This is a genomic window from Phenylobacterium sp. LjRoot225 (genome assembly GCF_964252855.1).
In the GTDB taxonomy this organism is placed as follows: domain Bacteria; phylum Pseudomonadota; class Alphaproteobacteria; order Caulobacterales; family Caulobacteraceae; genus Phenylobacterium.
Window position 1 is genome coordinate 351,856 of record NZ_CAXUPL020000002.1, and the last position, 26,350, is coordinate 378,205.

Genomic DNA, 26,350 nt, shown 5'->3' on the forward strand with positions numbered 1-26,350 from the left:
GCCTCCACTTCCTTATTCGATTTGGAGTGCGAACCATGCGCAACATCGGTTTTGTCCTACTCGCGGTGTCCGTGCTGCTGGGCGCCCTCACCATCTGGGGCCTGCGCCACATGAGCGCCGCCCGCGCCGAGCCGGACGCCAAGCTGCACCAGACCACCGTCGTGGTCGCCACCCGGCCGATCGGCTTCGGCGAGGCGCTGACGCCCGAACTTTTGCGCGTCCAGGCCTGGCCGAAGGACGCCCAGCCGCAGGGCTCCTTCCAGACCGTCGCTCAGGTCACCGCCCAGCGCCGGGTCGCGCTCGGCCCCATCGCGGCCAACGAGCCGCTGCTCGTCACCCGTATCTCGGGTCCCGGCGGCCGGGCCACTCTGTCGGGCGTGATCCGCGTCGGCATGCGAGCCACCACCATTCGGGTGAACGACGTCTTCGGCGTGGCGGGCTTCGTCCTGCCGGGCGACTTCGTCGACATCCTGATCACCCGCGAGGACGGCGACCGCAACGCGAACCAGGATGACAAGCGCACCGACGTGCTGCTGCGCAGCGTGCGGGTGCTCGCCGTCGACCAGCTCGCCAACCAGAACAAGAACGACCCGGTCGTGGCCAAGGCTGCGACCATCGAAGTGACGCCCGAGCAGGCCCAGAAGCTGGCGCTCGCGGCCGAGGTCGGCACGCTCTCACTGGCGCTGCGCGGCACGGTCGATCCGCTGTCCAACAGCGACGAAGGCGGCCCGCCGACCGTGCGCACCGCCGACCTGCGGCTCGACGGCTTCAAGCCGCCCGCGCCGGCGGCCCGGCCGGTTCGCAAGGTGATCCGGACGGCCCCGCGCCGCACGGCGCCCGCCAGCCCGACCATCGAAATCTTCCGTGGCGCCGAAGCCACCTCCACCCGCGTGCCGAGCGTCGGCTGAGCCGGACCAACCTCAAACAGGGACAGGCCGCGTAGCGCCTGAAACGTTGATGACCTCCAATCGCTCCCATCCCGGCCTGCGCAAGCTGCTCGGAACCTTGCTCGCCACCACCGCCCTGCTCTCCACCGGCGGCCAAGGCGCCGCGGCCCAGCCGTACGGCCAGCCCTACGCCCCGGCCGCCCAACAAGGCGCCGTGCAGGACGTGGTGGCCGACTCCTCCGGCTACGGCGGCCAGCTGGCCGTGCCGATGGGCGGATCCCGGATCCTGCGCTTCACCCGGCCGATCGGACAGGTGATGGTCGGAAACCCGAAGGTGGGCGACGTCATCCCGCTGGGCGATCGGACCCTCTACGTCCTGGGCAAGGGACAAGGGGCGACCAGCCTCACCGTCATGCCGCGCGGCGGCGGCGCTCCGCTGGCGACCCTCGACCTTCGGGTCGGCTACGACGTCGACAACATCCGGCGCGCCATGCGCCAGGTCCTGCCCGGCGAGACGCTGGACGTGGCCTCCCACGGCGACGGCGTGGTGCTCACCGGCGTGCTCGCCTCTTCGGCCGCCGCCGCCCGCGCCGCCTCGATCGCCGAGCAGTACGCGCCGGGACATGTGGTCAACCTCACCAGCATCCGCGGCGCCGAACAGGTCATGCTCTCGGTGCGTGTCGCCGAGGTCCAACGGACCGCCCTGCAGCAGCTGGGGCTGAACAACATCAACGCCCTCTGGGACAAGACCGGATCGCTCACCTTCGCGGCGCCCATCCTAAACACGGACGCGGTCCTCAACCTGATCGGCCGCTCCACCAGCGGCGACTGGACCTTCCAGACCCTCTTCGACGCTCTGGAGAAGAAGGGCTTCGCTTCGACCCTGGCCGAACCCAACCTCGTGGCCCTGTCGGGCGAAACGGCCGTCTTCTTCGCAGGCGGCGAGTTCCCGATCCCGGTGCCACAGGCCGGCGTCGGCGGCGCCAACACCATCACCATCGAATACAAGCAGTATGGGGTGAGCATCGGCTTCACCCCGACCGTGTTCGGCGACACCATCAACCTGGCCATCGCGCCGGAAGTCAGCGCCCTCGATCCCGCCAACAGCATCGTGCTGCAGGGCTTCCGCATCCCGGGCATCACGACCCGGCGCGCCAAGACCACCGTCGAGCTGCGCAACGGCCAGAGCTTCGCCATCGCCGGCCTGATCCGCCGGGAATTCAGCGACAACATGCGGGGCCTCCCAGGGGCTTCGCGCATGCCGGTCTTCGGCGCCCTGTTCCGCTCGACCGGCTATCAGAACAATGAGACCGAGGTGGTCATCATCGTCACGGCTCATCTGGCGAAGCCCACGGACGGGCGGAACCTGCTCGCCCCGACGGACGTGACCCAGGGCCCGAGCGGAGCGAGCCTCTACCTGTCCGGCTCCACCGACCGGCCCGTTCCGACGGACCGGCCGATGGCGAGCCTCGCCGCGCCTCAGGCCCAGCGTCCCGCGCCGGTTGCGGCGGTGACCATGGCCCCTGCGCCACCGCAGCCTGTGGTCGCCGCGCCGGTCACGATCGTCGCCGCGAGCGCGCCAACGGCGAGCCCGCCAGCCCCGCCGATGGTCGCGGCGACCATGGCGCCCGCGCCGCTTCCCGCGCCAAAGCCTGTCGTCGCCGCACCGGTGACGATGGCCGCCACGAGCCCGCCGACAGCGAGCCCGCCCAACCCAGCGAAGGTCGCGGCGCCCCTGCCGGCGATCGTCACGCCGGCCCCGACCGCGCTTCCGGCTCCGGCCCAACGCGCCGCGACCGTCGCGTCGGCGACCATGACCCCCGCACCGCTTCCGGCGCCAAAGCCTGTCGTCGCCGCCCCGGTGACGATGGCCGCCACGAGCGCGGCGCCCCCGCCGAAGGTCCCGGCGACCACCGCCTCGGTCAGCCCGCCTGCAGCCGCGCCGGCCCAGGTCCGCCAGGCCGCGGCAGCCCCCGTCGCCGCGAGCGCCGTGGCGACGAAACCAGCCGTCGCTCCGCAGCCTGTCGCCGCGCCGAAGCCTGCGTCAGCCGCCGAGCCGATCACCGTCGACATGGTGGCCGCCGCGAAGCCGGTGACCATCAACAAGCTCGCGACCACCGCCGCGAGGCCGGCGCTCACGCCCATCAGCAACCCCGCGGCGTCTCCCGCCGTCGGCCGCTAAGGAGCCGATCATGCGAACCCTGATCCTCATGTCTGTCTGCGCCGTCGGCCTTTGCGGGTGCGCCCAGAACCTCGACGCCCCGCTCTCGCCGACCTTCGGCCGGGCCGTGGCCTCGATGGACACCCAGATCATCCCGACGCCGATCTCGAGCGAGCCGCCCTCAGGCTCCGGCGTGCACGGGGCGGCCGCGATCGGCCGCTACGACAAGGGCCAAGTCTACAAGCCGGAAACCCAGAACACGTCCAACGTCACGAGCTACAGCTCGTCTTCCGGCGGCAAGTGAACGTCATGCGGGCCGCGATTTTCTCCAAACTGCTCGCCACCGCGGCCCGCATCCAGAAGTTGCGCGCCGACGAGCGCGGCAACGTGATGATCTACGTCACCCTGACCGGGACCGTGCTCCTGGGGATGATCGGGCTGGCGCTGGACGGGTCCCGCGCGATGATCACCCACTCCGAAGCCCAGGCGGCGGCCGACGCCGCGGCGCTCGCAGGCGCCTCCCAGCTCGACGGACAGACGGGGGCCTGCGCCCGGGCGAAGGCCGAGGCCGGAGTGGTGGCCAACCAGCAGCGCTTCGCGCAGGGCGGGAAGGCCAATGTCACCATCGCCGCCGGCAGTCCGGTCTGCCTGAACGGCCTGCCGGCCAGCGACAGCACGGCGACGAGCGGCTTTGTGACCACCAGCGACCCGGACTCCCGGTACGTGCAGGTCACGACCCAGCAACTCACCCACCAGAACACCCTGCTCGGCGCCGTGAGCTCGGACAACACGGCCCTGATCCAACGCACCGCCACCGCCGGCTTCCGTAGATCGCTCTGCGCCCCGGCGCCGGTCATGACGATCTGCAGCACGGACACGTGGACGCCGGGCGTGGCGTTCGACGCCTGGGGCAATGGCGGCCCCAACAAGGGATTTGTCTGCCTGGGCTGCAACAGCGCCAACGATGTCGAGGCCACTCTGGCGGCCTCGACGCCGCCGTTCTGCGTCACCGACTCGACCGACCCCGCGCCCGGCAACAAGACCGGCAAGGCGCCGGACGGGATCAACACCCGGCTCGGAATCGCCTCGACCACCGCCAGGCCCTCTGACTTGGATATCGTCGACTTCATTCCGTATTCGAATGATCTCAGCGCCGGAACCGGCTGGAACTGCGACGCCTATTGGACCGCCAACCATGCGTCGGACGGTTTCGCAAAGCCGGCGGGATGCACCAGCACCGCCACCACGCTGACCCGCTATGACGTCTACAAGTCCGAGCGCGCCGCCGGGAAGATCCCCGCGCCGGGCCCTGCCGGCAAGACGACGGCGGAAGAGCGACGCCTGATCTACCTGGCCATCATCAACAACTGCCCCACCACCGCGCCGGGCGCGCCCGCCGGCTACATCAAGGCCTTCCTGCTCGGCCCTGCGACAGGGGACAGCGCCAAGCACGTGTACGTCGAGCCGATCGGGCTGGTCACGTCCAAGACCGACCCCTCCGTCATCCACGAAGAAGTCCAGCTTTACAGGTGAACCATGGACCTGCGTAATCACCTGCAGCCGTTGAGAAGCTTCGCCAGCCGTGCGCGGCGATTCCGGCGCAACGAAGACGGCAACGTCATGGTCTACGTGACCCTGACCGCGACCGTGCTCCTGGGCATGATCGGGCTGGCGCTGGACGGGTCCCGCGCGATGATCACCCATTCCGAAGCCCAGGCGGCCGCCGACGCCGCCGCGCTGGCGGCCGCGTCGCAACTCGATGGACAGGCCGGAGCTTGCGCCCGGGCGAAGGCCGAGGCCACGGCGGTGGCCAACCAGCAGCGCTTCGCACAGGGCGGGAAGGCCAATGTCACCATCGCCGCCGGCAGTCCGGTCTGCCTAAACGGCCTACCGGCCAGCGACAGCACGTCGACGAGCGGCTTTGTGACGACGAGCGATCCGGACTCCCGGTACGTGCAGGTCACCACCCAGCAGCTCACCCACCAGAACACCCTGCTCGGCGCCGTGAGCTCGGACAACACGGCCCTGATCCAGCGCACCGCGACGGCGGGTTTCCGCAGGGCGCTCTGCGCGCCCTACCCCGTCATGATGACCTGCGACAACATCCCTTGGGCGCCGGGCGTGGCGTTCGACGCCTGGTTCAATGGCGGCGCCAACAAGGGATTTATCTGCCCGGGCTGCAACAGCGCCAACGATGTCGAGGCCACGCTGGCCGGCGTCACGGCGCCGTTCTGCGTCACCGACAACGCCGACCCCGCGCCCGGCAACAAGACGAGCAAGGCGGTGGACGGGGTCAACACGCGACTCGGAATCGGCTCGACCACCACCAGGCCCTCCGACTTGGACATCGTCGACTTCATACCTTTTTCGAGCGACCTCAGCGGTGGAACCGGCTGGGACTGCGCCGCCTACTGGACCGCCAAACATGCGTCGGACGGTTTCGCAAAGCCGGCGGGATGCACCACCACCACCACCACGCTGACCCGCTATGACGTCTACAAGTCCGAGCGCGCCGCCGGGAAGATCCCCGCGCCGGGCCCTGCCGGCAAGACGACGCCGGCGGAGCGGCGCCTGATCTACCTGGCCATCATGAACAACTGCCCCACGACGGCGCCCGGCACGCCTGCGGGCTACATCAAGGCCTTCCTGCTCGGCCCTGCGACAGGGGCCAGCACAAAGCGTGTCTACGTCGAGCCGATCGGGCTGGTCACGTCCAAGACCGACCCCACCGCTCTCCACGAAGAAGTCCAGCTTTACCGGTGACGCCATGAACCTGATCGCAAACCTTCGACAGTTCAGACGAGATCACAGCGGCGCAGCGCTGGTCGAGTTCACCATTCTCGCGCCGCTGCTGATCAGCCTCATGTGCGGCCTCGCCGAGTTCGGCCAGGTGCTGCGGCAGTACCACATCATGGAGAAGGGCGTCCGCGACGCGGCGCGCTACCTGTCGCGGGTGCCGGCGAACCCGCCCTGCACAGGGATCGCCGACCCCAACTGGGGAACCTACGTCGCCCAGGCCCGCAACCTCGCGGTCTATGGGGTGACCTCGACCGGAACGCCGCTCTTCAACGGCTGGACCAACACCGCGACTGTCTCGGTGCCTGATCCGCCCTGCCTCGCCAATCCGCGCGTCAACGGCGCGGACCTGCCGAGGATCACCGTGACGGCGACGGCGCCCTATGCAGACCTCGGATTGCTGAGCGTCCTTGGCGTCGGCCCGCTCACGCTCACCGTCTCTCACGAACAGCTGAAGGTGTCGTGATGCGCAGTCTTCGGCGAATGCTGCGGGATGAGCGCGGCGCCACCCTGGTGGAAACGACGATCATCTTCCCGCTCGTGCTGATCCTGACCTTCGGCCTGGTCGAGTTCGGCAACGCCTTCTGGCAATACCACGCCGCCGAGAAGGCGACCGCGGTGGGCGCGCGCTGGCTCTCGACCCGGCACGGCGTGCGTGGAACGGCCGCGCTGACGAATGAACTCTATACCGCTCCGGTGCCGGACTGCTTCGTCAACTCCGGCGACACGCCGGGAACCGCCTGCTCGCAGGTGGCCGGAGCCACGGCCTGGAGCCAGACCTGCAGCGGATCCGGCGGCGGCTCGTGCAGCAGCACGGTCATGGCCGACCTGCTCGCCCAGATGCAGGCCTACGCCCCCTTCATCACGGCCGCGAACGTCAACGTGCAGCTGCGCGGATCCACCATGGGCTTCGTCGGACGTGGACGCGCGGTTCCGCTGATCACCGTCCGCACCACCGGCCTCACCTACAACTTCATCACCCTGGACGCCCTGCTCGGCTTAGGCCCGCTCACCATGCCCGGCTTCGCAAGCACGTTCGTCGCAGAAGACCAGAAAGAAGGACCCGGCATATGAAACAGGCTCGCAAGATTCTGCTCGCCGGCGCAGGCGAGGAACTCCGCCTCATGCTGGACCGCGCCTCCAGCAGCCTGCCCGCGATCCAGATCGACGAGGCGCCCAGCGCTGAGCCGCAGATGCTGAACGGCAAGGCCGTGGCCTGCGACGTCCTGCTGGTGGAGGTCGACCTGAGTTCGGCGGCCTCGACCGACGCCTTCACGCGGCTCGTCGCAGCCACCACGGAGCGCAAGATCATCGCCGCTGCGCGCAACGCCGGCCCTGAGGATGTCCGTCGGCTCTTCCGTGCGGGCGCCGCCGACGTGCTCACCACGCCGTTCACCGCGGGCGCCCTTCAGGCCGCGCTGGGCGAGATCCTCCAAACCAGCGACAATTCAGGCGCCCGCGGACGGATCATCACCGTGGTTCGCGGCTGCGGCGGGGTGGGCGCGACGACGGTGGCGCTGAACCTGGCGGCCCTGATGGGGCGGCCCCAGCGCAAGTCGCCGCAGTCGAGAAAGTCGACCGCCCTCCTGGACCTCGACCTGCAGTTCGGCGACGCGGACCTGGCGCTCAACCTCGAGCCGCGCAGCACCCTGGTCGACGTCCTTCGCGCCGAGCAGAGGTTCGACGGACGCCTGCTGCACAGCGCCATGGTGGAGCACAGCTCCGGCCTGCGGTTGCTCGCCGCCCCGCCGAAACTGGTTCCGCTGGACGCTCTGACCCCGGCCTTCGCCTCTCAGATCCTCGCCCAATCCGCCCAACTGCACGACTACACCTTTGTCGACCTCCCCTGCGTCTGGACGGATTGGACGCTGCCGATCCTGCGGCAGTCATGCCTGCTGATCCTGCTCGCCCCGCCCACGGTGCAGGGCGCGATCGGCGCCAAACGCGTCCTCGACGCGATGGGCGAGGCGAATGTCGAGACGCCTACCCTGTTCGTGCTCAACAAGCTGGCCGGCATGGTCGAAGCGTTCGAGAAGCCCTCCCGCATCGGCAAGTCGCTGAACCGCACCGTTGATGCAGCGCTTAGCCTCGACGCGACCGCCACGCGCGCCTTCGACCGTGGCGTGCTGCTCGCCGACGCCTTTCCGAACGCCCGCCTGACCCGCGAACTGCGCGCGCTGGCCACCAAGATCGAACTCAACCTCACCCACGCCGAGCAACGTCAGCTCGAGCTCACAGGAGCGGCAGCATGAGACTTTCGTTTACCGACGCGATCGTGAAACCGCGCCACACCCTCACCGCCGAACCCGTCGAGGAGCGGAGCTTCCACAACACGCCGCCGTTGGCGCAGAATTCGCCCGCCGACGACGCCTATCTGCAGCTCAAGACCGACATGCACCGGCGGCTCATCGAGGCCATGAACCTCGTCGGCCTCGATCGCCGCCCGGTGGAGGAGGTGAAGGCCGAGGTGGCCGAACGGGTCGCCGCCCTCCTGAAGGAGGACGCCCGGCCGCTGAACGGCGCTGAGATCAGCCGGTTGAACGAGGACATGCTGCACGAACTGCTCGGCTATGGGCCGCTCGAGCCTCTGCTGCGTGACCCGGACGTCTCCGACATCCTGGTGAACACCGCCCGCGAGGTCTACGTCGACCGCTTCGGCAAGCTCGAGCTCACCCCCATCAAGTTCGCCGACGAACAGCACCTGATGCGGGTGATCGAGCGGATCGTCGACCGCGTCGGGCGGCGGGTGGATGAATCCCAGCCGATGGTGGACGCCCGCCTGCCTGACGGCTCGCGGGTCAACGCCGTGGTGCCGCCGGTCGCCGTCGACGGCGCCATCCTGTCGATCCGGCGCTTTGCGCGCGTGCCCTTCAACCTGGAACGCCTGGTGACCAATGGCACCATCACGGCGCCGGTGGGCGATCTGCTGAAGGGCCTGGTGCAGGCCAGGCTCAACATCCTGATCTCCGGCGGCACCGGGACCGGCAAGACCACCCTCTTGAACGCCATGTCGCACGGCATCAGCGACGCCGAGCGGATCGTCACCATCGAGGACGCCGCCGAGCTGCAGCTGCAGCAGCGCCACGTCGTGCGGATGGAGACCCGGCCGCAGAACGTCGAAGGCCGCGGCGAGATCACCCAGCGCGACCTCGTCAGGAACGCCCTGCGGATGCGCCCCGACCGGATCGTCCTCGGCGAAGTCCGCGCCGGCGAGGCCTTCGACATGCTGCAGGCGATGAACACCGGCCATGACGGCTCTCTGACCACTGTCCACGCCAACACGCCGCGCGACGCCCTTTCCCGCATCGAGCAGATGATCGGCATGTCCGGCATCGACGTGTCCCCGCGCTCCATGCGCGCGCAGATCGCCAGCGCCATCAATGTGGTCGTTCAGCTGCGCCGCTTTTCCGACGGTTCGCGCCGGGTGGTCAGCCTGCAGGAGATCGAGGGCATGGAGGGCGACGTCATCACCATGCAGGAGATCTTCCGCTTCGATCAGACCGGGATCGAGGCGGACGGCCGGGTTCAGGGGCGTTTCGCCTGGACCGGCATCCGGCCCCGCTTCTTCGAGAGCTTCAAGGCCCAGCGCATCGCCGTCCCCACGGCCCTCGTCGAAACCGCAGGGTGAGCCGCCATGAGCACCTTCCTGGAGTATCTGCTCTACGCCGCAGCCTTCATCGCCGTCGTGCTCGCGGTGGAGGGGATCGGACGCCTGCTGCGCAGCAGCCTGGGTGAAGAGCGAGTCATCAGCCAACGCCTGGCTAAAAGCAGGGCGCGCGCCATGGCGCAGGTCGAGGATGAGGCGCAGGGAAAAGAGCGGATCTCGGCAAGCCTCACCGCGCGCTTCCCCCGTCTCCGGGCGGCGCTGGCGCGGGCCGACGCCCGGTTCAGCGCGCTGCAGCTGGTGATCGGCGCGACGGCGCTCTTCGTCGTCGTCCTCCTGCTATTATCGATGGCCGGAGCGCCGCGGCTGATCGCCTTTGCGGCGGCGACGGCCATGGCCACGGGCACGCCCTATCTGGTGCTCACGAGCATGGCGAGCCGACGGCGCAAGCGTTTCCTCGACCAACTGCCCCAGGCGGTGGACCTGATCGCCCGCAGCCTGCAGGCCGGCCATCCCGTGACCACCGCCATGTCCGCCGTCGGCCAGCGCATGTCGGCGCCGCTCGGCACGGAATTCCGGCTGGTGATGGAGGAGATGACCTACGGGCTCGACCGGGACGAAGCCCTGGCGAACATGCTCCAGCGCTTCCCGGTGGCCGAGCTGCGCATGTTCGTGGCCTCGATGGAGGTCACGCGCGAGAGCGGCGGCAACCTGGCGGAGGTCTTCCTCAAGCTCGCCGACGCGATCCGCGCCAAGGACCACCTGCGCCGCAAGGTCCACGCCATCTCGGCGGAGGGGCGGATGAGCTTCTGGGTCGTCACCAGCCTTCCGGTCTTCGTGGCCGCCGCCCTGCTTCTGCTTCGGCCGACCTTCTTCAGCGACGTCGTCGCCGATCCATTGTTCTGGCCGATGATGTCCTTCGCCCCCATCACCCTGACGATCGGCGCCACCATGATCTGGCGCATGGTCAACCTTAAGATCTGAGGAGGCCGCCCGTGGACCTGCTGTTCGTGATCAGCATCACCGCCCTGTCGCTTCTCGTCATGGGCGTCGCGCTCGCGATGATCGTACTGAGCGACTCCTCCGCCAACCTGCGTCTGGCGCGTCACGGCCGGCTCGGCGCGCCGGTGCATCGCAACGCTCGGCGGATACGCCTGACCGAGACGCTGAAGCGCGTCGGCGCGGTCGCGGGCCGGGGCAGCCTCGAGGGCGTCCAAAGGGCCTCCCTGCGCGCCAAGCTCCTCCAGGGCGGCTTCTACGCCGACCACGCGGTGGAGGCCTTCTTCGCCATCCGCGTCGTGACAGCGCTGGGCCTCGGCATTCTGGCGATGGCCGCCGTCCTCCTGCTCCGGCCGCCGGGTCCGCTGACTGGACTGCTGGTGACCATGCTAGGAACCTGTATTGGCCTCTACCTGCCCAACTTCCTGCTGCGGCAGCGCATCGCCAAACGCCGCCGTGCGATGATGATCGGCCTTCCGGATGCGGTCGACCTGATGGTCGTCTGCCTGGAGGCCGGCGGCACGCTGAGCTCGGCCATGCAGCGGGTGGAGAGCGAGTTTCGCGAGCTTCACCCGGTGATCTCCGAACAGCTGGGGATCGCGCTCGCCGAGATCCAGGCGGGCTCCAGCCGGGGCGACGCCCTCACCCGCCTCGGCGACCGCGCGGGCTCGGAGGAGATCAACGCCCTGGTGACCATGCTCGTGCAGTCCGAGGCGCTCGGGGCCAGCGTCGCGCAGACCATGCGCGTCTTCGCCGAACAGACCCGGCAAGCGCGCTACCTGGACGCCGAGCGGCGCGCCTCGGAGCTGCCGGTGAAAATATCCATCCCTCTGGTCCTCTTCATCTTCCCCGCGCTGATGACGGTGATCTTTACGCCGCTGATCATCCGCATCATGCGACAACTGCTGACCTCCGGCGCCGGCGCCGGCTGAGATCATGTCGCTCATCGCTTTACTGGCGTTCAACGCCGTCCTGCTGTGCGCGGCGGTGTCCGACGTGCGCCACTATCGGATCCCCAACCTGGCGCCGGCCTTGCTGGCGATCGCCGGCCTGGTCCTGGCGGCGCCGCACAGCATCGGGGAGGCGCTGAGCCGCGGCGGCTCGCTGGCGGTGATCAGCCTGATCGCCGGCGCGCTCTGGCTGCGCGGCCTGCTGGGCGGCGGCGACCTGAAGCTGTTGATGGCCTGCGCCGTCTGGATCCCCCTCGGCGGCCTTTCCACCTTCGCCCTCGCGCTCGGGCTGGCGAGCGGCGTGCAGGGACTTGCGACCCTGACGTTCGTGCGGGTGATCCAACGGACCCCGGCCGCCAGCGCCGTTCGCGAGCGGGTGCCCTATGGACTGAGCATTGCGGCCGCGGGCCTGGTCTGGAGCCTCGCCAGCTCCGGGCACGGCCTGGCCGTCTGAACCTTGCGCGACGACGCCAGCCCAACATCCTCGCGAAGATACTAAGCTTGCTATCCTATTTCGACTTCGGTTGTAAGTCGAAGGCTACACTCGATAAGTGTATTCGGTCACGAACGGGTCCGGAACACACCAGGCGCCGCCTTCATTCCGAATATTCCGCAGCCAGGCTTAACTTTTGTTCGGTTGCCAGCGCTCCTGCACTCTTACCGATTCAGGTCACGCGGGCCTCACAACCCGCCGTCCATCGGACGCGACGGTTGAACCGTCGACACTGCGAGTTGGGGGCTGGTGATGAATTTGAACGACGACATGCTTGCGCTCACGCCCAAGCTCCGCGCCTACGCCTGGGTCCTTACGCGCGGAACCTGCGACGCCGACGATCTCGTCCAGGAGACCCTGATGCGCGCGTGGCAGTTCCGGCACACCTTCCGCCCCGGATCGAATCTGAAGGCCTGGATGTTCCGGATCCAGCGCAACGCCTACCTCGCGGGCCTTGCCGGCAAGCCGAAGATCGTTGCCGATATCAACGACCTGTTCGCGCGCCGACTGGCGCAAGAGGCCGATCAGGAGTGGCGCGTGCGGTTCGGCGAGATGCTCGGCGCGCTCGCCCAGCTCCCGGAGCAGAACCGCGAAGCCCTGCTCCTCGTGGCCAGCACCGGCTTCACCTACGACGAGGCCGCGCACGTCTGCGACTGCTCGATCGGCACCATCAAGAGCCGCGTGAGCCGCGCCCGTGAGCGGCTGGCCGAACTCATGGACACAGACCTCACCTATCAAAGAGCAAGGGTCATGGCGGGCGCGAAGGCGACGTCGCGAACGGGCCTTGCGGCCTCGTAAAACGCTTCGCCTCCGAAGGCGGCGCGATCTCTCGAATTGAGCTCTCGGGTCCGCGGGTGTTGCCGAAACCGGACGATCTCCCGCCGGCATCGGCAACGCCGCGAACACGCCATCGCGGCTAGGCTGATCCGGATGTTTTCGATGTCCAGACCAACCTGCCTGCGCGCGCTCGCCGCCCTCCTTCTCCTGCTTGTCGCCGGCCCCGCGCTGGCGGACGATCCCCAGTCCGGCCCATGGTCCGGCGACGGCGGCGCGCCGGACTTCTACCATTGGACCGCGCGCCTGCCGGACAAGCCAGGCGCCATGCTGCGGCAGGAACCGCTCACCGCCGCGGCCATGACCTCCGCAGGCGAGGCGCGACGGATCCTCTACAGCTCGCGGAGCATCGTCGCCGATGCGCCGATCGCCGTATCGGGAACCATCTACCTGCCGCCCGGGCCGGCGCCGGCCGGCGGCTGGCCGGTGGCGGCCTGGGCGCATGGGACGGTGGGCGTGGCGGATCCCTGCGCCCCCTCGCTCGCCGGCGAGTCGGCGCGCAACGTCGCCTATCTGAACCGCTGGCTCTCGGCCGGCTTCGCCGTGGTCGCCACCGACTACGAAGGCCTCGGTACGCCGGGGGCGCACCCTTACATGAACTTCCGGGCCGAGGCGCGCGGGGTGCTGGACGCCGTGCGAGCCGCCCTCGCCGCAGACCCCGCACGGCTCAGCAACAGGGTGGTGATCGTCGGCCACTCCCAGGGCTCCGGGGCCGCCATCGGCGCGGCCTACCTGGCCCCCGAATACGCCGCCGAGGTGCATGTCCTCGGCGTCGTCGCCACCGGCCTGGTGATCCAGATGGTCGACCCGGCCGGGGCGGCGCAGCTGGCGATCCCGCCGTGGGAGAACCCGCCCTACACCCAGGCTGCGTTCGACATCCTCTACTTCCTCGGGCTCGACCGCTCCTTCGATCCGACCCTGTCGCCCGACGACTGGATGACCCCGGCCGCGCAGCCCGCGCTGAAGGCCGCGCTCACCCGCTGCTTCCGCGACGTGGTTGCGGTCGCGAAGGAGACCGGGCTTTCGACCGCCACCGCCTTCCGCCGCAGCCTGGAGCCGATAGCGGCGCGCGAGCCGGCCCATGCCTACCTGCCCGACGCGCGCCTGCACGTGCCGATCTTCGCCGGCATCGGCCTGGCCGACCGGATGGCGGGGCTTGAGGGCCAGTACAACTTCGTCTCGGCGGCCTGCCACGCGGGCGTGCCGGTGACCTGGCGCTACTATCCGCGGGTCGGCCATTCGGGCGTGGTGAACGTCGCCCTCGCCGACAGCCTGCCCTTCGCCAAGGCGCTGCTCGCAGGTCAGGTCCCCGCCGGCGACTGCGCCGGTCTGAAGCCGCCCGGCCCCCTGCAGTCGCCGGATCCGGCCATCCCGATGAACGACTAGATGACGCCGAAGGCCTCGAGATGAGACACCGGCGACTGGAGCCGGTGAGCCAGGCGACGCTGGACGCCGCCCTGGCGCGGACCCCGCTCGACCATTTCGTGATCTGGGACGGATCGTCCTGCGGCGTTCAGGCGAACTCGCTCCGCTCTCGCGCGCTCTCCTGCGTCACCGAGATCTGGTCTCCCCTGTCGATGCGCGCCCTCCTGCAGCGGGCGGCCTGCATCGGCGGCGAGCTGGGGCTCGACCCGGACACGGTGCGCAGCGCCGTGCGCATGCATCAGTCCGCCCGGCCCGCCGCCTACCTGCTCGTCCGCCGCACCTTGAGCGGCGACTACATGGCCGTCACGGACGTTCCCTGGCCGGCGGCGACCCTGGCGCCGCTGCGCGCCGGCGATCTTGTCCTCGACCGCAAGGGAAGGGCCTTCGGCAGGCCGGCGCCGCCAGACCTCGCCGCCGGCCCGCCGGAGGCGCATGCCCACGGGACGCCTGCGCTGCGCGCGGTTCGCTAGTTGTCGTTACCAAGAAGGTTGTTCACCCTCTGCCAGGGGGTGAAGCCTTTGATGCCGGAGTGGGGTCGGGTGAGGTTGTAGCTGTCGGTCCAGGGTCCGACGGCCTTTGATCGCTCCGCCGACGAGCCGTAAGGCTTGGCGTAGGCCCACTCGCGCAGACTGGTCTGGATGAAGCGTTCGGCCTTGCCGTTGGTCCTAGGCGTGTAGGGGCGGGTTCGGACGTGACGCGCGCCGGCGGTCTGCAAGGCTTTGGCGAAGAGCTTGGAGCGATATGCCGAGCCGTTGTCGGTCATCACCCGTTCGACGGTGACGCCGTGGCGGGCGAGCCAGGCCAGGGCGCGCTCGAGGAAGGCCGTGGTGTCCTCCTTGCGCTCGCTAGGCAGGATCTCGGTGTAGGCCAGGCGCGAGGCGTCATCGACGCAGACGTGCAGGAAGTCCCAGCCGGCTCCCCGGGATGCGCCTTTACGGCGGTCGCCGGTGATGCGGTGGCCTTCCACGTCGAAGCGGCCGAGCTTCTTGATGTCGAGATGGATCATCTCGCCGGGTCGCGAGCGCTCGTAACGGATCACCTCGGGCCGGGGCTCCAGCGCCGTCAGCTTGCCCAGCCCCAGCCGGCGAAGGATCACGCCCACCGTCGAGCGCGCCATGCCCAGGGCCTGGGCGATCGCCGGCCCGGTCATCCGCTGGCGGCGCAGCTGCTCGATCTGCATCACCCGCGGTTGCGACGTCCTGCGCGGACATCGTCGGGGCGCCGAGCTGCGATCGGTGAAGTCTTCGCTCGGCCCCCGACGACGCCGGCCCACCCATTTGCGGGCCGTCCGCACCGAGACCCCAGCCGCTTCCGCCGCAGCTGCCACCGACCAGCCTTCATCTACGATCCGAGACACCATCAGGGCTCGACCACGCGGCGTCAGCCGCGCATTCTTATGGACGTTCATCCGGGGAGTTCCGGTGGAAGTGGAGTGTTGCAACCCCAGCTTCGTTCAGACCCCTCCCCGGGTGAACAACCTTCGTAGCTTCGACAACTAGTCCGCCCACCGTATTCCCAGCGCCAAATCGACGACGCCGCCCGAACGGCCGTTGCCACCCCATCGCTTTAATGACACCGTTTGCGTTGCATTATTGCAAAGACTGGCGAGCAAGCCGGCTTTGGTGAGGAAGCGCGGCTCCGTGACAGGAGCCCGGAGGACGCGTGGAATGTTCTTGAGCGAATTCAAGCTGAGCTGGCAACCGCTGCTGGCGGCGAGCATCGGGCTCGGGCTCGGCTCAGCCCTTGGCCACTACACCTTGGGCCTGTTCGGGCCGGCGCTGATCGCTGAATTCGGCTGGTCGAAGGCGCAATTCGCCCTGATCGGCTCCATGCCGCTCGCCACCCTGTTCCTTGTGCCCTTCGCCGGCAGGTTCACCGATCGCTTCGGGACCCGCACGGCGGCCATGGTCGGGTTCACCGCGCTTCCGCTGGGTTTTCTGGCGTTCGCGATGATGAGCGGAAACATTGTCCAGTTCTTCGCAATCTGGCTGCTGCAGCACGTCTTCGCGATCCTGACCACCTCAATGGTGTTCTGTCGGGTCGTCGCGGAAAAATTCGACAAGGCGCGCGGCATAGCCCTCTCGCTCGTCATGACCGCGCCGCCGCTTGCGGGGGCGATCGCAGCGCCCATGCTCGGCCAACTGATCGAAACCGAGGGCTGGCGGGCCGGATATGTCGCGCTGGCGTTGGTGACCGCCGCCGGGGGCCTGGTGGCCATCGTGATGATGGGACGAACAAGGCGCGACAAGCCCACGCAGAAGACCGAGTTGCGCCTCACCCGAAAAGAACTCGGCCAGCTGCTGCGCCATCCCACCCTGATCCTGATCCTGGCCGGCATGTTGCTGGTCAACATCCCGCAGGTGGTCGCCTCATCGCAGCTCAAGCTGATCGTGATGGACAGAGGCGTGGCGAGCGACGCGGCCACATGGATGCTCTCGCTCTATGCGATCGGCGTCATGGTCGGCCGCATCCTCAGCGGCCTCGCGCTCGATCGCATCCAGCCCCATCTGGTGGCGATCGCGGCGCTGGGATTGCCGGCGTTCGGCTATCTCGTCTTCGCCTCGCCGCTCACCGCCATCCCGATCCTGTCGCTGGCGGTGATGGTGATCGGGCTCGCCCAGGGGGCCGAGAGCGACATTGGCGCCTACCTGATATCCCGCCGGTTCGACATGAAGAACTTCAGCCTGCTGCTGAGCTGCGTGACCGCCATGATCGGCTTCGGCTCGGCCGTGGGGTCGTTCATCCTCAGTTTCACACACCAGTTCATGGGCGGCGACCGGCCCTTCCTGCTGGTCGCGGCAGGCGCCACGATTGTCGGGGCGATCCTGTTCGCCATGACCGGCGGCCGACGGGCGCGAGCCGGCACGCCGGATGCGTTCGCCGAGGAGAAGACGATCGAACAGGCGATCGCCGGCGAGATCGGCTGAATGCGGCGGACGGGACCTTCCCGTCCGCCGCGCAGCGATCAGTAGCGATAGAGGGCGGTGACGCCGATCGTCCGCGGGCGGTAGGTCTCGCGGTAGTAGAGCAGCGAGCCGACGCCGTCGTTGGACCGGCTGAGCGCCGCGTGAGAGTTGAGCGCATTGTCCACAAAGGCCGAGAGGTCGACCTTGTCGAACCGCACGCCCGCCCGCAGCGACAGCTCCCCGCTCGAGGCCAGGGCCGGAAGCCCGGGGTCATAGCCGAAGGCGTTCGGGTTGGGCGAATAGCCCTTGGACTGGTAGCTGTAGTCCGCCCGGCCGTAGGCCGTCATGGTTTCGGTGACGGGACGCTCGGCCGCGACGTAGGCGGATCCCGTCCAGGCCGGCCCCCCGATCTTGTCGCCCTCTTCCCGCAGGACCAGGCCGTTGCCGCCCAGGATGTCCTCGTCGAAGCTCGTGTTGTTGTAGCCGACGTTGAGCCCGAGAGTGACGCCGGCGGTCGGCGTGAAGGCCAGCTGCAGGTCGACGCCCTTGCCGGTCGCTTCGCCGAGGTTGTCGACGTAGGAGAAGCTGCACCGCGGCAGCCGGATCGACTGCTGGATGTTCTTCCACTTCACGTAATAGGCGTTGACGTCGAACTGCAGCTTGCCGCCGCCGACCACGCCCTTGCTGCCCAGTTCGTAGCTCCAGAGGGAGTCGGACTCGAAGCCGAGCGGGCTGGCGCTGATGCCGAGGGTCGCCAGGTCCGCCGCGCAGAAGGTGGGATCGACCGGCAGCTGGCCGCCGCCCGGGCGGAAGCCCTTGCTGGCCGAGGCGTAGACCATCTTGTGATCGTCCAGGTCGTACTGCAGCCCGACCTTCGGCGTGAAGGAGCTTTCGCTGGTCTGCGCCGTGGAGACCGTCCGCCGGCCGCTGTTCACCGGGCCGTCGCGCGTATCGGTGAAGTCGAACTTGACCTCCGTGTAACGGGCGCCGGCGGTAAGCTTCAGCTTGTCGTTGACGTGCCAGTCCAAGGTGCCGAAGCCGGCGTACTGCTTCTCCCGCGCCGCGACGCCTTCATAGAGGTTGTAGCGTCCGAGGTACTGCTGGACTCCTCGGGACAGGACGCCAGGCCTTAGGCTGGAGCCGGTCAGGTTCTGAAAGTCCTGCTTGGTGTTCGAGTAATAGGCGCCGAGCGTCCACTCCAGCGCCTGGCCCGGCGCATAGGACTGCAGCCGCACCTCCTGGATCAGGTTCTTCTGGCCCGTGTTCAGCAGGGTCGCCGAGTTGTTCGGGTCCTTGTTGTTGTAGGTCCCGAATTCGCTGCCCGAGCGCAGGAAAGTCTGGAAGGTCAGATAGTTGAGGTCCTTGGCGTTGCTGCGATCGAAGTAGGAGGTGTTCGAGATCAGCGAGATGTTGCCGAAATCGTACTGCGCCTTCAGCGCCGAGAGGGTGAACCGGTCCCGCTCCGGCTCGGGAAGCGCCGGTCCGGCGACATAGTCGGCCGAGCCCAGGTCGCTGAACCCTTCCCAGAGCTGGTCGCGGCCGCCCGACCGGACCTCCTGATAATAGACGGAGGGCGTGAGGCTGAGGGCCTCGATCGGCTTCCAGGTGACGGCCAGGCGGGCGGTCTTCGTGTTCTGCCAGTTGATGTCCTTGTTGAGGACCGTCGAATTCGTCCCCGACGGGCCGATCAGGTCGACATAGCCGCCGTCGCGCCGGACGGAGGCGCTGGCCCGGAAGGCCACTGTGTCGTTGATCGCGCCGCCCAGCGCGGCGCCGAACTCGCCGCTCTCGGAGCCGTTCTTGGTGGTCGCCAGTTCGGCCCGCACATAGGCCTCCGGCTTGCCGAACTTGGGCTGCGGGGTGAGGAACCGCACCGCGCCGCCCTCGGCGCCCGCGCCGAACAGCGTGCCCTGCGGTCCGCGCAACACCTCGACCCGCTCAAGATCGAAGATCTTCGGATAGGGATTGCCGCTGAAGTAGCCGACGCTGCGGATCATGACCGGCGTGTCGTCGATATAGATGGCGGTCGTCGCGGCGCCCACGTCCGAGGCGATGCCGCGGATCGAGATGTTGGCGCCGTTGTTGCCGGAAACGCCCGAGGTGCGGGCGAACCGCAGCGACGGCGTCAGCCGGGCGATGTCGTCGATCTGGCGGATGCCCTGGGCGTCCATCACCGCCTGCGAATAGCTGGTGATGGAGATCGGGACCTCGAGGATGTTCTGGGCGCGGCGCTGCGCCGTCACGACCACCTCGTCGATCGTCGTGGCGTCCTCCGCCTGGGCGAACGCCGGCGCCGCCGCGGCGACCGCGCCGGCCAGCAACATCATCTTGAAACGGTAAGAGCCCGATCGAGCCGGCTCACCCCCAGAACGCAACGCACGCATCATCTACCCCCGCTTGCCGTTTTGGCGTTTGGCTAAAGACGACCTGTGATTATCGCGCCGCGCCCCGCGGCCTTATAGCTTCCACGTTCAAGTCGTTATAAATCTGCAACCTGTTCAATTCAGAAGCACGAGTGAGTTTTAAAATATCAACTCGATCTTATAAAGTATATATTGAGCAACGATCGCGACCGGATCGGAGTTTTCTCCGTCCGGTCTTGCAGCGATACGTCCGGCAGACTGGGCCCGAAAACCTCGCCCAAGCCAGATGTGTTCGATCAGCGAACCAATGTCTGCAAATCGTGCAGGCAGCATATTCCTGGAGCCCCGGAGTGACTGTTGCCGGCTTCTGCGAAGGGCGTTGCCGTATCGGCCACACCCTTGAGGCGCTTTTCGCTGGTAACGCGATCTGCAGGCGGCATTTCATCTGCAGATGGGTCGCAGGACAACGCGACCCTGCCGCGCACCATTGTTCACTAGTCGAACGGCTTAATTGGAAGATCCATGATCAGCGCCGAGAAGAACGCTCTGATGACCCAGGTCGGGCCGGACAAGCCGGCGGGCCGCCTGCTGCGGGCCTACTGGCAGCCGGTTGCGCTGGCGGACGAGCTGGACCCGCAGCGGCCGCTGAAGGCGCTCAGGCTGCTCGGGCAGGACCTGGTGCTGTTCCGCGACGAGGCCGGCCGGCTCGGCCTGATCGACCGCGACTGTCCCCACCGCGGCGCGGACCTGGCCTTCGGGCGTCTTGAGGATGGGGGGCTCCGCTGCCCCTTCCATGGATGGCTGTTCGACGTCGACGGTCGCTGCCTCGAGACACCGGCCGAGCCGCCCGGCTCCAAGCTGTGCAGCCAGATCCGCCAGGGCAGCTATCCGGTGGTCGAACGCAGCGGGATCATCTTCGGCTACCTGGGCGAAGGCGCCCCGCCGGCCTTCCCGGCGTTCGACTGCTTCCTGGCGCCGGACACCCACACCTTCGCCTTCAAGGGGCTGATCGAGTGCAACTGGCTGCAGGCCCTGGAAGTCGGCCTGGATCCCGCCCACGCCTCCTTCCTGCACCGCTTCTTCGAGGACGAGGACACCTCCCAGGCCTACGGCCGGCAGTTCCGCTCCGCCTCGATGGGCACGGACATGCCGATGACCCGGGTGCTGCGCGAGTATGTGAACCCGACCATCGAGGTCGAGCCGACCGACTACGGCCTGCGCATCGTCGCCCAGCGGGAGATCGATGAGGCCCGCACCCATGTCCGCGTCACCAACCTGACCTTCCCGCAGGCCTTCGTCATCCCGATGAGCGAGGAGATGACGATCAGCCAGTGGCACGTGCCGGTCGATGACGTGTCCTGCTACTGGTACGCCATCTTCACCAGCTTCGGCGCAGCCGTTGATCACGCCCACATGCGCGAGCAGCGGCTGGAGCTCTACGAGCTGCCCGACTATCGGCCGCGCCTGGGGCGCGCCAACAACTACGGCTTCGACCTGAAGCAGCAGCAGACCCAGACCTATACGGGCATGGGACACGACATCAACGTGCACGACCAATGGGCGATCGAGTCCCAGGGGCCCATCCAGGACCGCACTCGCGAGCATCTCGGACAGTCGGACAAGGCGATCGTCGCCTATCGGCGCCTGCTGCTTGCCGCCATCGAGGACGTCGCCGCCGGACGCCGGCCGATCATGACGCCGACGCCGGACGAGGCCTCGGCCTTGCGCGGACCTGCGGCGATCGACGGCATCTGCGATCCGGCGCGAGCGCGCGACTACTGGGTCCAGCTGGACGGCGAGCGCCGGGCGGGCGCCGCCTGGTCTCAGCTGGAGCCAGCCTCCTGAACCCGCTGCGATGACATCCGTCCGGCGCCTCTACGTCCTGCTCTGCGGCTTCGAGATCATGCGCAAGACGATCTCGACCCGCGACCGTGGGGACCGGTTCGTGCTCAGCGAGCCGATCTCGGCCTATCTGCTCGACACCACCGAGGGCTGGATCCTGCTCGACGCCGGCTTCGACCGCGCCGCCATCGCCGGCCCGCAGGAGGTGCAGGCCTTCTTCGACCGCACCGGCTGCTACCCGCCCGTCGTCGGCGACGACCACCTGATCGAACGCCAGCTCGCCGAGATCGGCGTCGCCCCGGGCGAGATCCGCAAGGTGGTGCTCAGCCACATGCACAACGACCACACCGGCTTCCTGAAGCAGACGCCCCAGGCCGAGATCTGGGTGCAGCGCGCCGAACACGAACACGCCCATGAGCCCGGCCTGCCCGGCTGCTTCAGCCCGGCGGACTATCGCGACCTCGGCCTCGACTGGCGCCTGGTCGACGGCGACTGGGAGGTGATCCCGGGCCTGCGGATGGTCAGCACCCGCGGCCATACGCCGGGACACCAGTCCGCCGTGGTCGAGCTGCCGAACACCGGCTGGGTGGTTCTTCCCTTCGACGTCGGCGACCTCGCCGAGAATTTCGAGGACGAGGTGCTGCCGGGCGCCTCCTGCGACGACGCCGCCGCCCTGGCCGCCATTCGGCGCATCAAGGGCCTCGTCGCCGAGCACAAGGCGCAGATGATCCTGTTTCACGACCCGACGGCGATCCAGTCCTTGCGCCTTGCGCCAGCCTTCTATGACTGAGCCCTTCCATGGCTGAAGCATGACCCGATTGCTCGAACAGCACGCCCGCGCCCGCGCCGAGAATCCGGTCGGACGGGACTTCTCGGAAGCCCTGGCGCGGGGCCTGTCGGTGATCGGCCTGTTCGGCCCCGATACGCCGGCCCTGACCCTGAGCGACGCGGCCAAGCGCCTCGACCTGCCGCGCGCCACGGTGCGCCGCGCCCTCATCACCCTGGTCGCCCTGGGGTTCGCGGAGGAACGCGAGCGGTTCTACCGGCTGACGCCCAAGGTCCTGCGCCTGGCCAGCGCCTATCTCGGCGCCAGTTTCGCCAGCACCTTCTTCCAGCCGGCCTGCACCAGCCTGTCGGCCCGGCATGGCGAGACCTTCTCCCTGGCCATGCTCGACGGCGACGACGCGGTGATGGTCGCCTACGCCACGCCGCGCCGGCTCTACGACGGCGGCGGCCTGGGGCTGCGCATGCCCGCCTTTTGCTCGGCCGTCGGCCGCGTCCTGCTGGCCGGGGCCGCCCCGGAAGAGCGCGAGGCCTACCTCAAGCGCCTGACGCCGGCGCAGGTGACCCGCCACACCGTCACCGGCAAGGCCGCCCTGCGCCGCATCCTCAACCAGGTGGAGCAGGACGGCTACGCCCTGGCCTCGGAAGAGGCGGAGGAGGGTTTCCGCTCGCTCGCGGTGCCGATCGTCCACCCGGCCGGCGTCGCCCGCTACGCCCTCAACGTCGGCCGCGTGGTGAGCGCCCCGGCCGACGACCTGACCCGCTTCCTGCCCATCCTCAAGGAGGCCGCGCGGGAGCTTCAGGCCCAGCTCATCTGACTGAGCGGCGCCTCCGCCAGCGCGCGCCCCTTCCCCTTCATTTGGTAAAGTCCAAGCGCTCGAGTTCGGCTTTACTGTCGAGGCCAAGCTTATCGGGGAGACCTGAGCCATGGATCTCGACGCCGACACCGCCCTTTCCTCCACCGTCGAGGCCGCGCGCCTGGAGCTGTCGCCGATCGAGCCGTCCTGGATCCTGGCCGGCGCGCCGCGGGCGCGTTGCGCCGTGCTCAGCCGATCGCGCGACAGGAGCGCCTGCACCGTCGTCTGGGATTGTACGGCCGGCGAATTCAACTGGAGCTACGTCGACGACGAGACCGTGCACATCCTTGAAGGCGAAGCGATCGTCGATGACGGATCGGGCCCCCGGACGATCCGTCCCGGCGACGTCGTGCTCTTCGAAGCGGGCTCGACCTGGCGCTGGTGGGTGCCGAAATACGTGAAGAAGGTGGCCTTCCTGCGCCTTCCGATCCCGCGCCCGACGATCATGGGAATTCGCGCCTTTCGCAAGCTGAAGGGCGTGTTGTCCGGCAAGCCACAACAGGCGGCCCTCGCCTGACTGACGATCTGGCGCCCGGCGCAATTGAGCGCCTTCGCCGCTGACTATGCGTCCTCCTTGCCATAGGGGAGTCCGCCACGCCTATGGACAGTTCTGGCCAAGTTACCTGGACGGCCGTAGCCGGGGCCTTGTTCGCCCGGAAGCGGACGTTGGGAATGTGCGAGAAGGGTGGATTGCGGACGTCAGCTACCCGACCACATGGCGCTATCAACGACGACGGAGGGAGCCTAACGCATCGCCGCGCTCGCTCTTGGGCCAAGTGCAATAAAGCGCAACCGCTAAGGCATAGGAAAAGAAGGCGGAGAGGCCGAGGAGAGTCCAGGCTCCTGGCGGCACACTAGGCCGTAGTACAGCGCTTTCAAGCACGACCCCGATCGGGTGAACGTACAAGATTGCCGCCGCCAACTCGCTACATCCCGCCGTTCACTGATCCACCCTGAGGGGCCGTCTCGAAGGTCCGCTTCACGGACAGAAGGTTAGCGCAGCTCGCGACCCATCTGAGACTCTAGCTCCCCCGCTCAACGAGCGGGGGAGAGGACCCGCGGGCCGAGCGCAGCGATGGGGGAGGCAACGTCCCAGAACCACCCTTCTCGCACATTCCCAACGTCCGCTTCCGGGCGATCAGTGGGTTGGCTGCGGCCGTTCAGGTCACCTGGCCGCAACTGAAGGCGTGGCGGACTCCACCACAGGGGCGCCGGAGAGGGATGGCGAGCGACGCACCGCTCCCCCGAACAGCTTCAAGCTTGTTCAATCCCTCAGGCGAATACGCGTGCTGAGCCCCGCCTCGGGCAACAGTCCAGTCCAGGCCAGTCTTGGGGCGGGCTCCTTGCCGCCAAAGCCGCGAGAGACCCATCCCTGGTCACACCGCTCCCCGCCAGTTGAAATCGCCACGGCGCCGGGCGCGTCGAATTGCAGGCACAGGCCCCAGCCCAGATTCGTCCGAACCTCCGCCCCGTTGCCCGTTCGACGGACATCCAGATCCGGCGCGAATTGAAAGACCACCTCAACCGATGCCGCCGGGGTCGCGGGATGCAGGCGATCGATGATCACGATCCCGTCGGCCGCCGCCGACACAATTCTCTGATGTTCCACCCCGCTCCGACGGCGGTATCCGTCGTGCGATGACGCCAGACGCCAGTCCGGGCCCTCCGTCACCTGATCAAGCCGGGCGAGCGCCTTGCGTCCCCACATGAAGGGACCGGCGATCTGGCTTTGGTCCTCGCCGCCGATGCAGACCGTATTGTGGGCGCGGGTTCCTCGGAACCAGGTCCGCCAGTCGTCGTGCGCGTGGTAGATGTAGGTGCCCGGATCCACCAGGATCGACGCCCCATCCACGGCCAGGGTGATGGCGTTGGCGTCGGCGTGGCCGTGCGCAGCGATCGACAGATATCCCAGCGGCCCGTGATCCAGAACGAGATGGATCTGGCGCTCCCGGGCGCGCGCCCGCACGACGGTGTAACCGCCCTGGGGGAAGGTTTTCAGGCCGGCGGCGGGGCTCGCCGCGGACGCGCGAGGCGAGCTGAAGATCGCATCGCGCAGCTCCGGCTGGCGGCCGACGCCGCCGAAGCCAGGCCGCTTCAGATAGCCTGCAACGGCCGCAGCCACCGAAGCAGGATAGGTTTTGTGATCGGCGGTGTCCCAGACCACGCCCTCGTCGTCGTCGCCGATGGCGGGCATTCCGCCGCCCGGCAGCAGAAACCACGAGATCGCCTCTCCAAAGCGCTCGAGGCGCTCGTCGTAAGCGCAGCTGAACGGGCGTCCCAGCGCACGCCCGAGCCACGCGGCCGTGAGCAAGGCCTCGGCCGTGAGCGCCGCATAGGTGGGCGACTGCTCCGCTCCAATTCCATCTGCGAAGATTTGCAGCTGAGCTTCGCGCTCGAGAACGGCCCGCCCCTGCTCGGCCGCAGCGTCGGCGCCGACGAATTCGGGGCGCAGGCTCCCGATCATGAAGAGGCCCAAGGCCTCGGCCACGAGGTGATTGTTGGCGGAGCTGTATTTGGAAGGATAGCGCGCCAGCCAATGCAGGCTGGCGGCGAGGATCTGCCGGACCTTCTGCTGAACGTCCTCCCGTAGGGTCGCGCCGCATAGGCTTGTTACGGAGATCAGCGAAACCGCCCGCAGGGCCAGTTCGATCCCCGAGTTCCAGTTGACGCCCCGGAAGGGCGGATTGGCGGCGAACCAGCTGTCGATGCAAAGCTCGATGGCGCGCAACGCACGTTCGTCGCCACTCAGCGCATAGTGCGCAGCGAGCGGCTGCAGAAACTGCAGGCGGTTGATTTCCCAGACGTATTTTACGCTCCCGAGCCGGCTCTGATGGCGGTAGGCGATATCGGCGGACGCCACCTCCGCGCCAGGCCAAAGGCCGCCGGTAACCGGATCCGTACGCCACAGATCCGGGGGAAAAAGATCGTCCGGCTCCCGGTTGGGCCATTGCACGCCCAGGGCTTCATAGCGGCCGGCCAGCAGGTGGTCGGTCGAGGCGGCGATGGCGGAGCGCAAGGCGGCGCTGCAGCCCGCACGCAAACTCTCGTTGAGCCCAGGAAGTTCGGGCGCGCCTGCGCCTGGCGCGGGAAACCTGCTCCAGCCGTCGTCGAGGCGACGATCGGCGGTCCGCCGCGCCTGCTCCTGAACGCGGTGGACGATCTCCGCCGGCGACATGTTGGACAGCCGCCTGGCGACCCAAAGCAATCGGAAAATGGCGGATCGCTTCACGGGGCGGGTCCCCAATAAGTAGTCTTGGGCGCCGCCTGACAGACATGCGAAGCCGGCGCGCGCTGCGAATATTGGAGCAAGAAGCGAAATCGAAAACGTCAATTGATTTCAATTCGCGTGGTGTTTCCGAGACTCGGAGACCGTCCCGGGAAAACAGTCACGTCTGGCGCGTGACAGGAAATCATCGACGATTTCCGTAAAATCACGCTGGCGGCTTGTGC

Annotated in this window: 23 protein-coding genes; 20 read left to right on the forward strand and 3 right to left on the reverse strand. The window is 68.2% G+C overall.

Annotation, left to right across the window (positions count from 1 at the left end; translation table 11 throughout):
* The first annotated feature begins 35 nt into the window (after positions 1–35).
* The 15 genes from cpaB (at position 36) to ACSQ2B_RS12000 (ending at position 14,619) form a co-directional block, all read left to right on the forward strand.
* The gene (gene cpaB, locus ACSQ2B_RS11930) at positions 36–908 is read left to right on the forward strand and encodes a Flp pilus assembly protein CpaB (protein ID WP_436050069.1); all 873 of its coding nucleotides are present in this window, start codon (positions 36–38) and stop codon (positions 906–908) included.
* A gap of 49 nt (positions 909–957) precedes the next feature.
* The gene (locus tag ACSQ2B_RS11935; protein WP_436050071.1) at positions 958–3,069 is read left to right on the forward strand and encodes a type II and III secretion system protein family protein; all 2,112 of its coding nucleotides are present in this window, start codon (positions 958–960) and stop codon (positions 3,067–3,069) included.
* A gap of 10 nt (positions 3,070–3,079) precedes the next feature.
* Positions 3,080–3,352 (forward strand): hypothetical protein, encoded by a 273-nt coding sequence (locus ACSQ2B_RS11940; RefSeq protein WP_436050072.1) that lies wholly within the window; start codon positions 3,080–3,082, stop codon positions 3,350–3,352.
* Between the two features lie 5 nt (positions 3,353–3,357).
* Entirely contained in the window at positions 3,358–4,581 is a 1,224-nt protein-coding gene (locus ACSQ2B_RS11945) for a pilus assembly protein TadG-related protein (RefSeq protein ID WP_436050073.1), read from the forward strand.
* Positions 4,582–4,584: 3 nt separating this feature from the next.
* Positions 4,585–5,811 carry a pilus assembly protein TadG-related protein gene (locus ACSQ2B_RS11950; protein ID WP_436050075.1) on the forward strand — a complete coding sequence of 409 codons (1,227 nt, stop codon included), beginning with the start codon at positions 4,585–4,587 and terminating at the stop codon, positions 5,809–5,811.
* 4 nt (positions 5,812–5,815) lie between these two features.
* Complete coding sequence (locus tag ACSQ2B_RS11955; protein ID WP_436050076.1) at positions 5,816–6,310, forward strand: TadE/TadG family type IV pilus assembly protein; 495 nt, start codon at positions 5,816–5,818, stop codon at positions 6,308–6,310.
* The gene (locus tag ACSQ2B_RS11960) at positions 6,310–6,918 is read left to right on the forward strand and encodes a TadE/TadG family type IV pilus assembly protein (RefSeq protein WP_436050078.1); all 609 of its coding nucleotides are present in this window, start codon (positions 6,310–6,312) and stop codon (positions 6,916–6,918) included. The genes ACSQ2B_RS11955 and ACSQ2B_RS11960 overlap by 1 nt, the downstream gene beginning before the upstream one ends.
* Positions 6,915–8,096 (forward strand): AAA family ATPase, encoded by a 1,182-nt coding sequence (locus tag ACSQ2B_RS11965; RefSeq protein ID WP_436050080.1) that lies wholly within the window; start codon positions 6,915–6,917, stop codon positions 8,094–8,096. Before ACSQ2B_RS11960 ends, ACSQ2B_RS11965 begins: the two co-directional genes overlap by 4 nt.
* Positions 8,093–9,472: a CpaF family protein gene (locus ACSQ2B_RS11970; RefSeq protein WP_436050082.1), complete on the forward strand. Its 1,380-nt coding sequence runs from the start codon at positions 8,093–8,095 to the stop codon at positions 9,470–9,472. Before ACSQ2B_RS11965 ends, ACSQ2B_RS11970 begins: the two co-directional genes overlap by 4 nt.
* 6 nt (positions 9,473–9,478) lie before the next feature.
* Positions 9,479–10,432 (forward strand): type II secretion system F family protein, encoded by a 954-nt coding sequence (locus tag ACSQ2B_RS11975; protein ID WP_436050084.1) that lies wholly within the window; start codon positions 9,479–9,481, stop codon positions 10,430–10,432.
* An 11-nt stretch (positions 10,433–10,443) separates the two neighbouring features.
* On the forward strand, positions 10,444–11,379 hold the full coding sequence (locus ACSQ2B_RS11980) for a type II secretion system F family protein (RefSeq protein ID WP_436050085.1): 936 nt from the start codon (positions 10,444–10,446) through the stop codon (positions 11,377–11,379).
* Between the two features lie 4 nt (positions 11,380–11,383).
* Positions 11,384–11,851, forward strand: a complete 468-nt coding sequence (locus ACSQ2B_RS11985) for a prepilin peptidase (protein WP_436050086.1) — start codon at positions 11,384–11,386, stop codon at positions 11,849–11,851.
* A gap of 309 nt (positions 11,852–12,160) precedes the next feature.
* Positions 12,161–12,688 carry a sigma-70 family RNA polymerase sigma factor gene (locus ACSQ2B_RS11990; RefSeq protein ID WP_436051015.1) on the forward strand — a complete coding sequence of 176 codons (528 nt, stop codon included), beginning with the start codon at positions 12,161–12,163 and terminating at the stop codon, positions 12,686–12,688.
* Positions 12,689–12,829: 141 nt separating this feature from the next.
* Positions 12,830–14,110 carry a lipase family protein gene (locus ACSQ2B_RS11995; protein ID WP_436050088.1) on the forward strand — a complete coding sequence of 427 codons (1,281 nt, stop codon included), beginning with the start codon at positions 12,830–12,832 and terminating at the stop codon, positions 14,108–14,110.
* Positions 14,111–14,130: 20 nt separating this feature from the next.
* Positions 14,131–14,619, forward strand: a complete 489-nt coding sequence (locus ACSQ2B_RS12000; protein WP_436050090.1) for a hypothetical protein — start codon at positions 14,131–14,133, stop codon at positions 14,617–14,619.
* Here the strand turns inward: ACSQ2B_RS12000 and ACSQ2B_RS12005 are convergent.
* Positions 14,616–15,557 carry an IS481 family transposase gene (locus tag ACSQ2B_RS12005; RefSeq protein WP_436050091.1) on the reverse strand — a complete coding sequence of 314 codons (942 nt, stop codon included), beginning with the start codon at positions 15,555–15,557 and terminating at the stop codon, positions 14,616–14,618. The two genes, ACSQ2B_RS12000 and ACSQ2B_RS12005, sit on opposite strands and share 4 nt — an antisense overlap.
* 259 nt (positions 15,558–15,816) lie before the next feature.
* Between ACSQ2B_RS12005 and ACSQ2B_RS12010 the strand changes: the two genes are divergently transcribed.
* Positions 15,817–17,076 carry an MFS transporter gene (locus ACSQ2B_RS12010; RefSeq protein ID WP_436050093.1) on the forward strand — a complete coding sequence of 420 codons (1,260 nt, stop codon included), beginning with the start codon at positions 15,817–15,819 and terminating at the stop codon, positions 17,074–17,076.
* A gap of 38 nt (positions 17,077–17,114) precedes the next feature.
* Here the strand turns inward: ACSQ2B_RS12010 and ACSQ2B_RS12015 are convergent, their stop codons facing one another.
* Positions 17,115–19,382, reverse strand: a complete 2,268-nt coding sequence (locus ACSQ2B_RS12015) for a TonB-dependent receptor (protein ID WP_436050095.1) — start codon at positions 19,380–19,382, stop codon at positions 17,115–17,117.
* 558 nt (positions 19,383–19,940) lie between these two features.
* Here ACSQ2B_RS12015 and ACSQ2B_RS12020 point away from each other — a divergent pair.
* The 4 genes from ACSQ2B_RS12020 to ACSQ2B_RS12035 all read left to right on the forward strand — a co-directional run bounded on the left by ACSQ2B_RS12020 (position 19,941) and on the right by ACSQ2B_RS12035 (position 23,417).
* A complete protein-coding gene (locus ACSQ2B_RS12020) occupies positions 19,941–21,263 on the forward strand; it encodes a Rieske 2Fe-2S domain-containing protein (protein WP_436050097.1) in 1,323 nt (440 codons plus the stop codon).
* A 10-nt stretch (positions 21,264–21,273) separates the two neighbouring features.
* Positions 21,274–22,050, forward strand: a complete 777-nt coding sequence (locus ACSQ2B_RS12025; protein ID WP_436050099.1) for an N-acyl homoserine lactonase family protein — start codon at positions 21,274–21,276, stop codon at positions 22,048–22,050.
* 19 nt (positions 22,051–22,069) lie between these two features.
* Positions 22,070–22,861 carry an IclR family transcriptional regulator domain-containing protein gene (locus ACSQ2B_RS12030; RefSeq protein ID WP_436050100.1) on the forward strand — a complete coding sequence of 264 codons (792 nt, stop codon included), beginning with the start codon at positions 22,070–22,072 and terminating at the stop codon, positions 22,859–22,861.
* Positions 22,862–22,970: 109 nt separating this feature from the next.
* Complete coding sequence (locus ACSQ2B_RS12035) at positions 22,971–23,417, forward strand: cupin domain-containing protein (RefSeq protein WP_436050102.1); 447 nt, start codon at positions 22,971–22,973, stop codon at positions 23,415–23,417.
* A gap of 747 nt (positions 23,418–24,164) precedes the next feature.
* Here the strand turns inward: ACSQ2B_RS12035 and ACSQ2B_RS12040 are convergent.
* Positions 24,165–26,129, reverse strand: a complete 1,965-nt coding sequence (locus ACSQ2B_RS12040) for an alginate lyase family protein (RefSeq protein ID WP_436050104.1) — start codon at positions 26,127–26,129, stop codon at positions 24,165–24,167.
* Positions 26,130–26,350: the final 221 nt, after the last annotated feature.

Bases quoted from the DNA above. Each gene is read 5' to 3' on its own strand.
- cpaB (WP_436050069.1), top strand. From the start codon at position 36: ATGCGCAACATCGGTTTTGTCCTACTCGCGGTGTCCGTGCTGCTGGGC.
- ACSQ2B_RS11935 (WP_436050071.1), top strand. From the start codon at position 958: ATGACCTCCAATCGCTCCCATCCCGGCCTGCGCAAGCTGCTCGGAACC.
- ACSQ2B_RS11940 (WP_436050072.1), top strand. From the start codon at position 3,080: ATGCGAACCCTGATCCTCATGTCTGTCTGCGCCGTCGGCCTTTGCGGG.
- ACSQ2B_RS11945 (WP_436050073.1), top strand. From the start codon at position 3,358: ATGCGGGCCGCGATTTTCTCCAAACTGCTCGCCACCGCGGCCCGCATC.
- ACSQ2B_RS11950 (WP_436050075.1), top strand. From the start codon at position 4,585: ATGGACCTGCGTAATCACCTGCAGCCGTTGAGAAGCTTCGCCAGCCGT.
- ACSQ2B_RS11955 (WP_436050076.1), top strand. From the start codon at position 5,816: ATGAACCTGATCGCAAACCTTCGACAGTTCAGACGAGATCACAGCGGC.
- ACSQ2B_RS11960 (WP_436050078.1), top strand. From the start codon at position 6,310: ATGCGCAGTCTTCGGCGAATGCTGCGGGATGAGCGCGGCGCCACCCTG.
- ACSQ2B_RS11965 (WP_436050080.1), top strand. From the start codon at position 6,915: ATGAAACAGGCTCGCAAGATTCTGCTCGCCGGCGCAGGCGAGGAACTC.
- ACSQ2B_RS11970 (WP_436050082.1), top strand. From the start codon at position 8,093: ATGAGACTTTCGTTTACCGACGCGATCGTGAAACCGCGCCACACCCTC.
- ACSQ2B_RS11975 (WP_436050084.1), top strand. From the start codon at position 9,479: ATGAGCACCTTCCTGGAGTATCTGCTCTACGCCGCAGCCTTCATCGCC.
- ACSQ2B_RS11985 (WP_436050086.1), top strand. From the start codon at position 11,384: ATGTCGCTCATCGCTTTACTGGCGTTCAACGCCGTCCTGCTGTGCGCG.
- ACSQ2B_RS11990 (WP_436051015.1), top strand. From the start codon at position 12,161: ATGCTTGCGCTCACGCCCAAGCTCCGCGCCTACGCCTGGGTCCTTACG.
- ACSQ2B_RS11995 (WP_436050088.1), top strand. From the start codon at position 12,830: ATGTCCAGACCAACCTGCCTGCGCGCGCTCGCCGCCCTCCTTCTCCTG.
- ACSQ2B_RS12000 (WP_436050090.1), top strand. From the start codon at position 14,131: ATGAGACACCGGCGACTGGAGCCGGTGAGCCAGGCGACGCTGGACGCC.
- ACSQ2B_RS12005 (WP_436050091.1), bottom strand. From the start codon at position 15,557: ATGAACGTCCATAAGAATGCGCGGCTGACGCCGCGTGGTCGAGCCCTG.
- ACSQ2B_RS12010 (WP_436050093.1), top strand. From the start codon at position 15,817: ATGTTCTTGAGCGAATTCAAGCTGAGCTGGCAACCGCTGCTGGCGGCG.
- ACSQ2B_RS12015 (WP_436050095.1), bottom strand. From the start codon at position 19,382: ATGATGTTGCTGGCCGGCGCGGTCGCCGCGGCGGCGCCGGCGTTCGCC.
- ACSQ2B_RS12020 (WP_436050097.1), top strand. From the start codon at position 19,941: ATGATCAGCGCCGAGAAGAACGCTCTGATGACCCAGGTCGGGCCGGAC.
- ACSQ2B_RS12025 (WP_436050099.1), top strand. From the start codon at position 21,274: ATGACATCCGTCCGGCGCCTCTACGTCCTGCTCTGCGGCTTCGAGATC.
- ACSQ2B_RS12030 (WP_436050100.1), top strand. From the start codon at position 22,070: ATGACCCGATTGCTCGAACAGCACGCCCGCGCCCGCGCCGAGAATCCG.
- ACSQ2B_RS12035 (WP_436050102.1), top strand. From the start codon at position 22,971: ATGGATCTCGACGCCGACACCGCCCTTTCCTCCACCGTCGAGGCCGCG.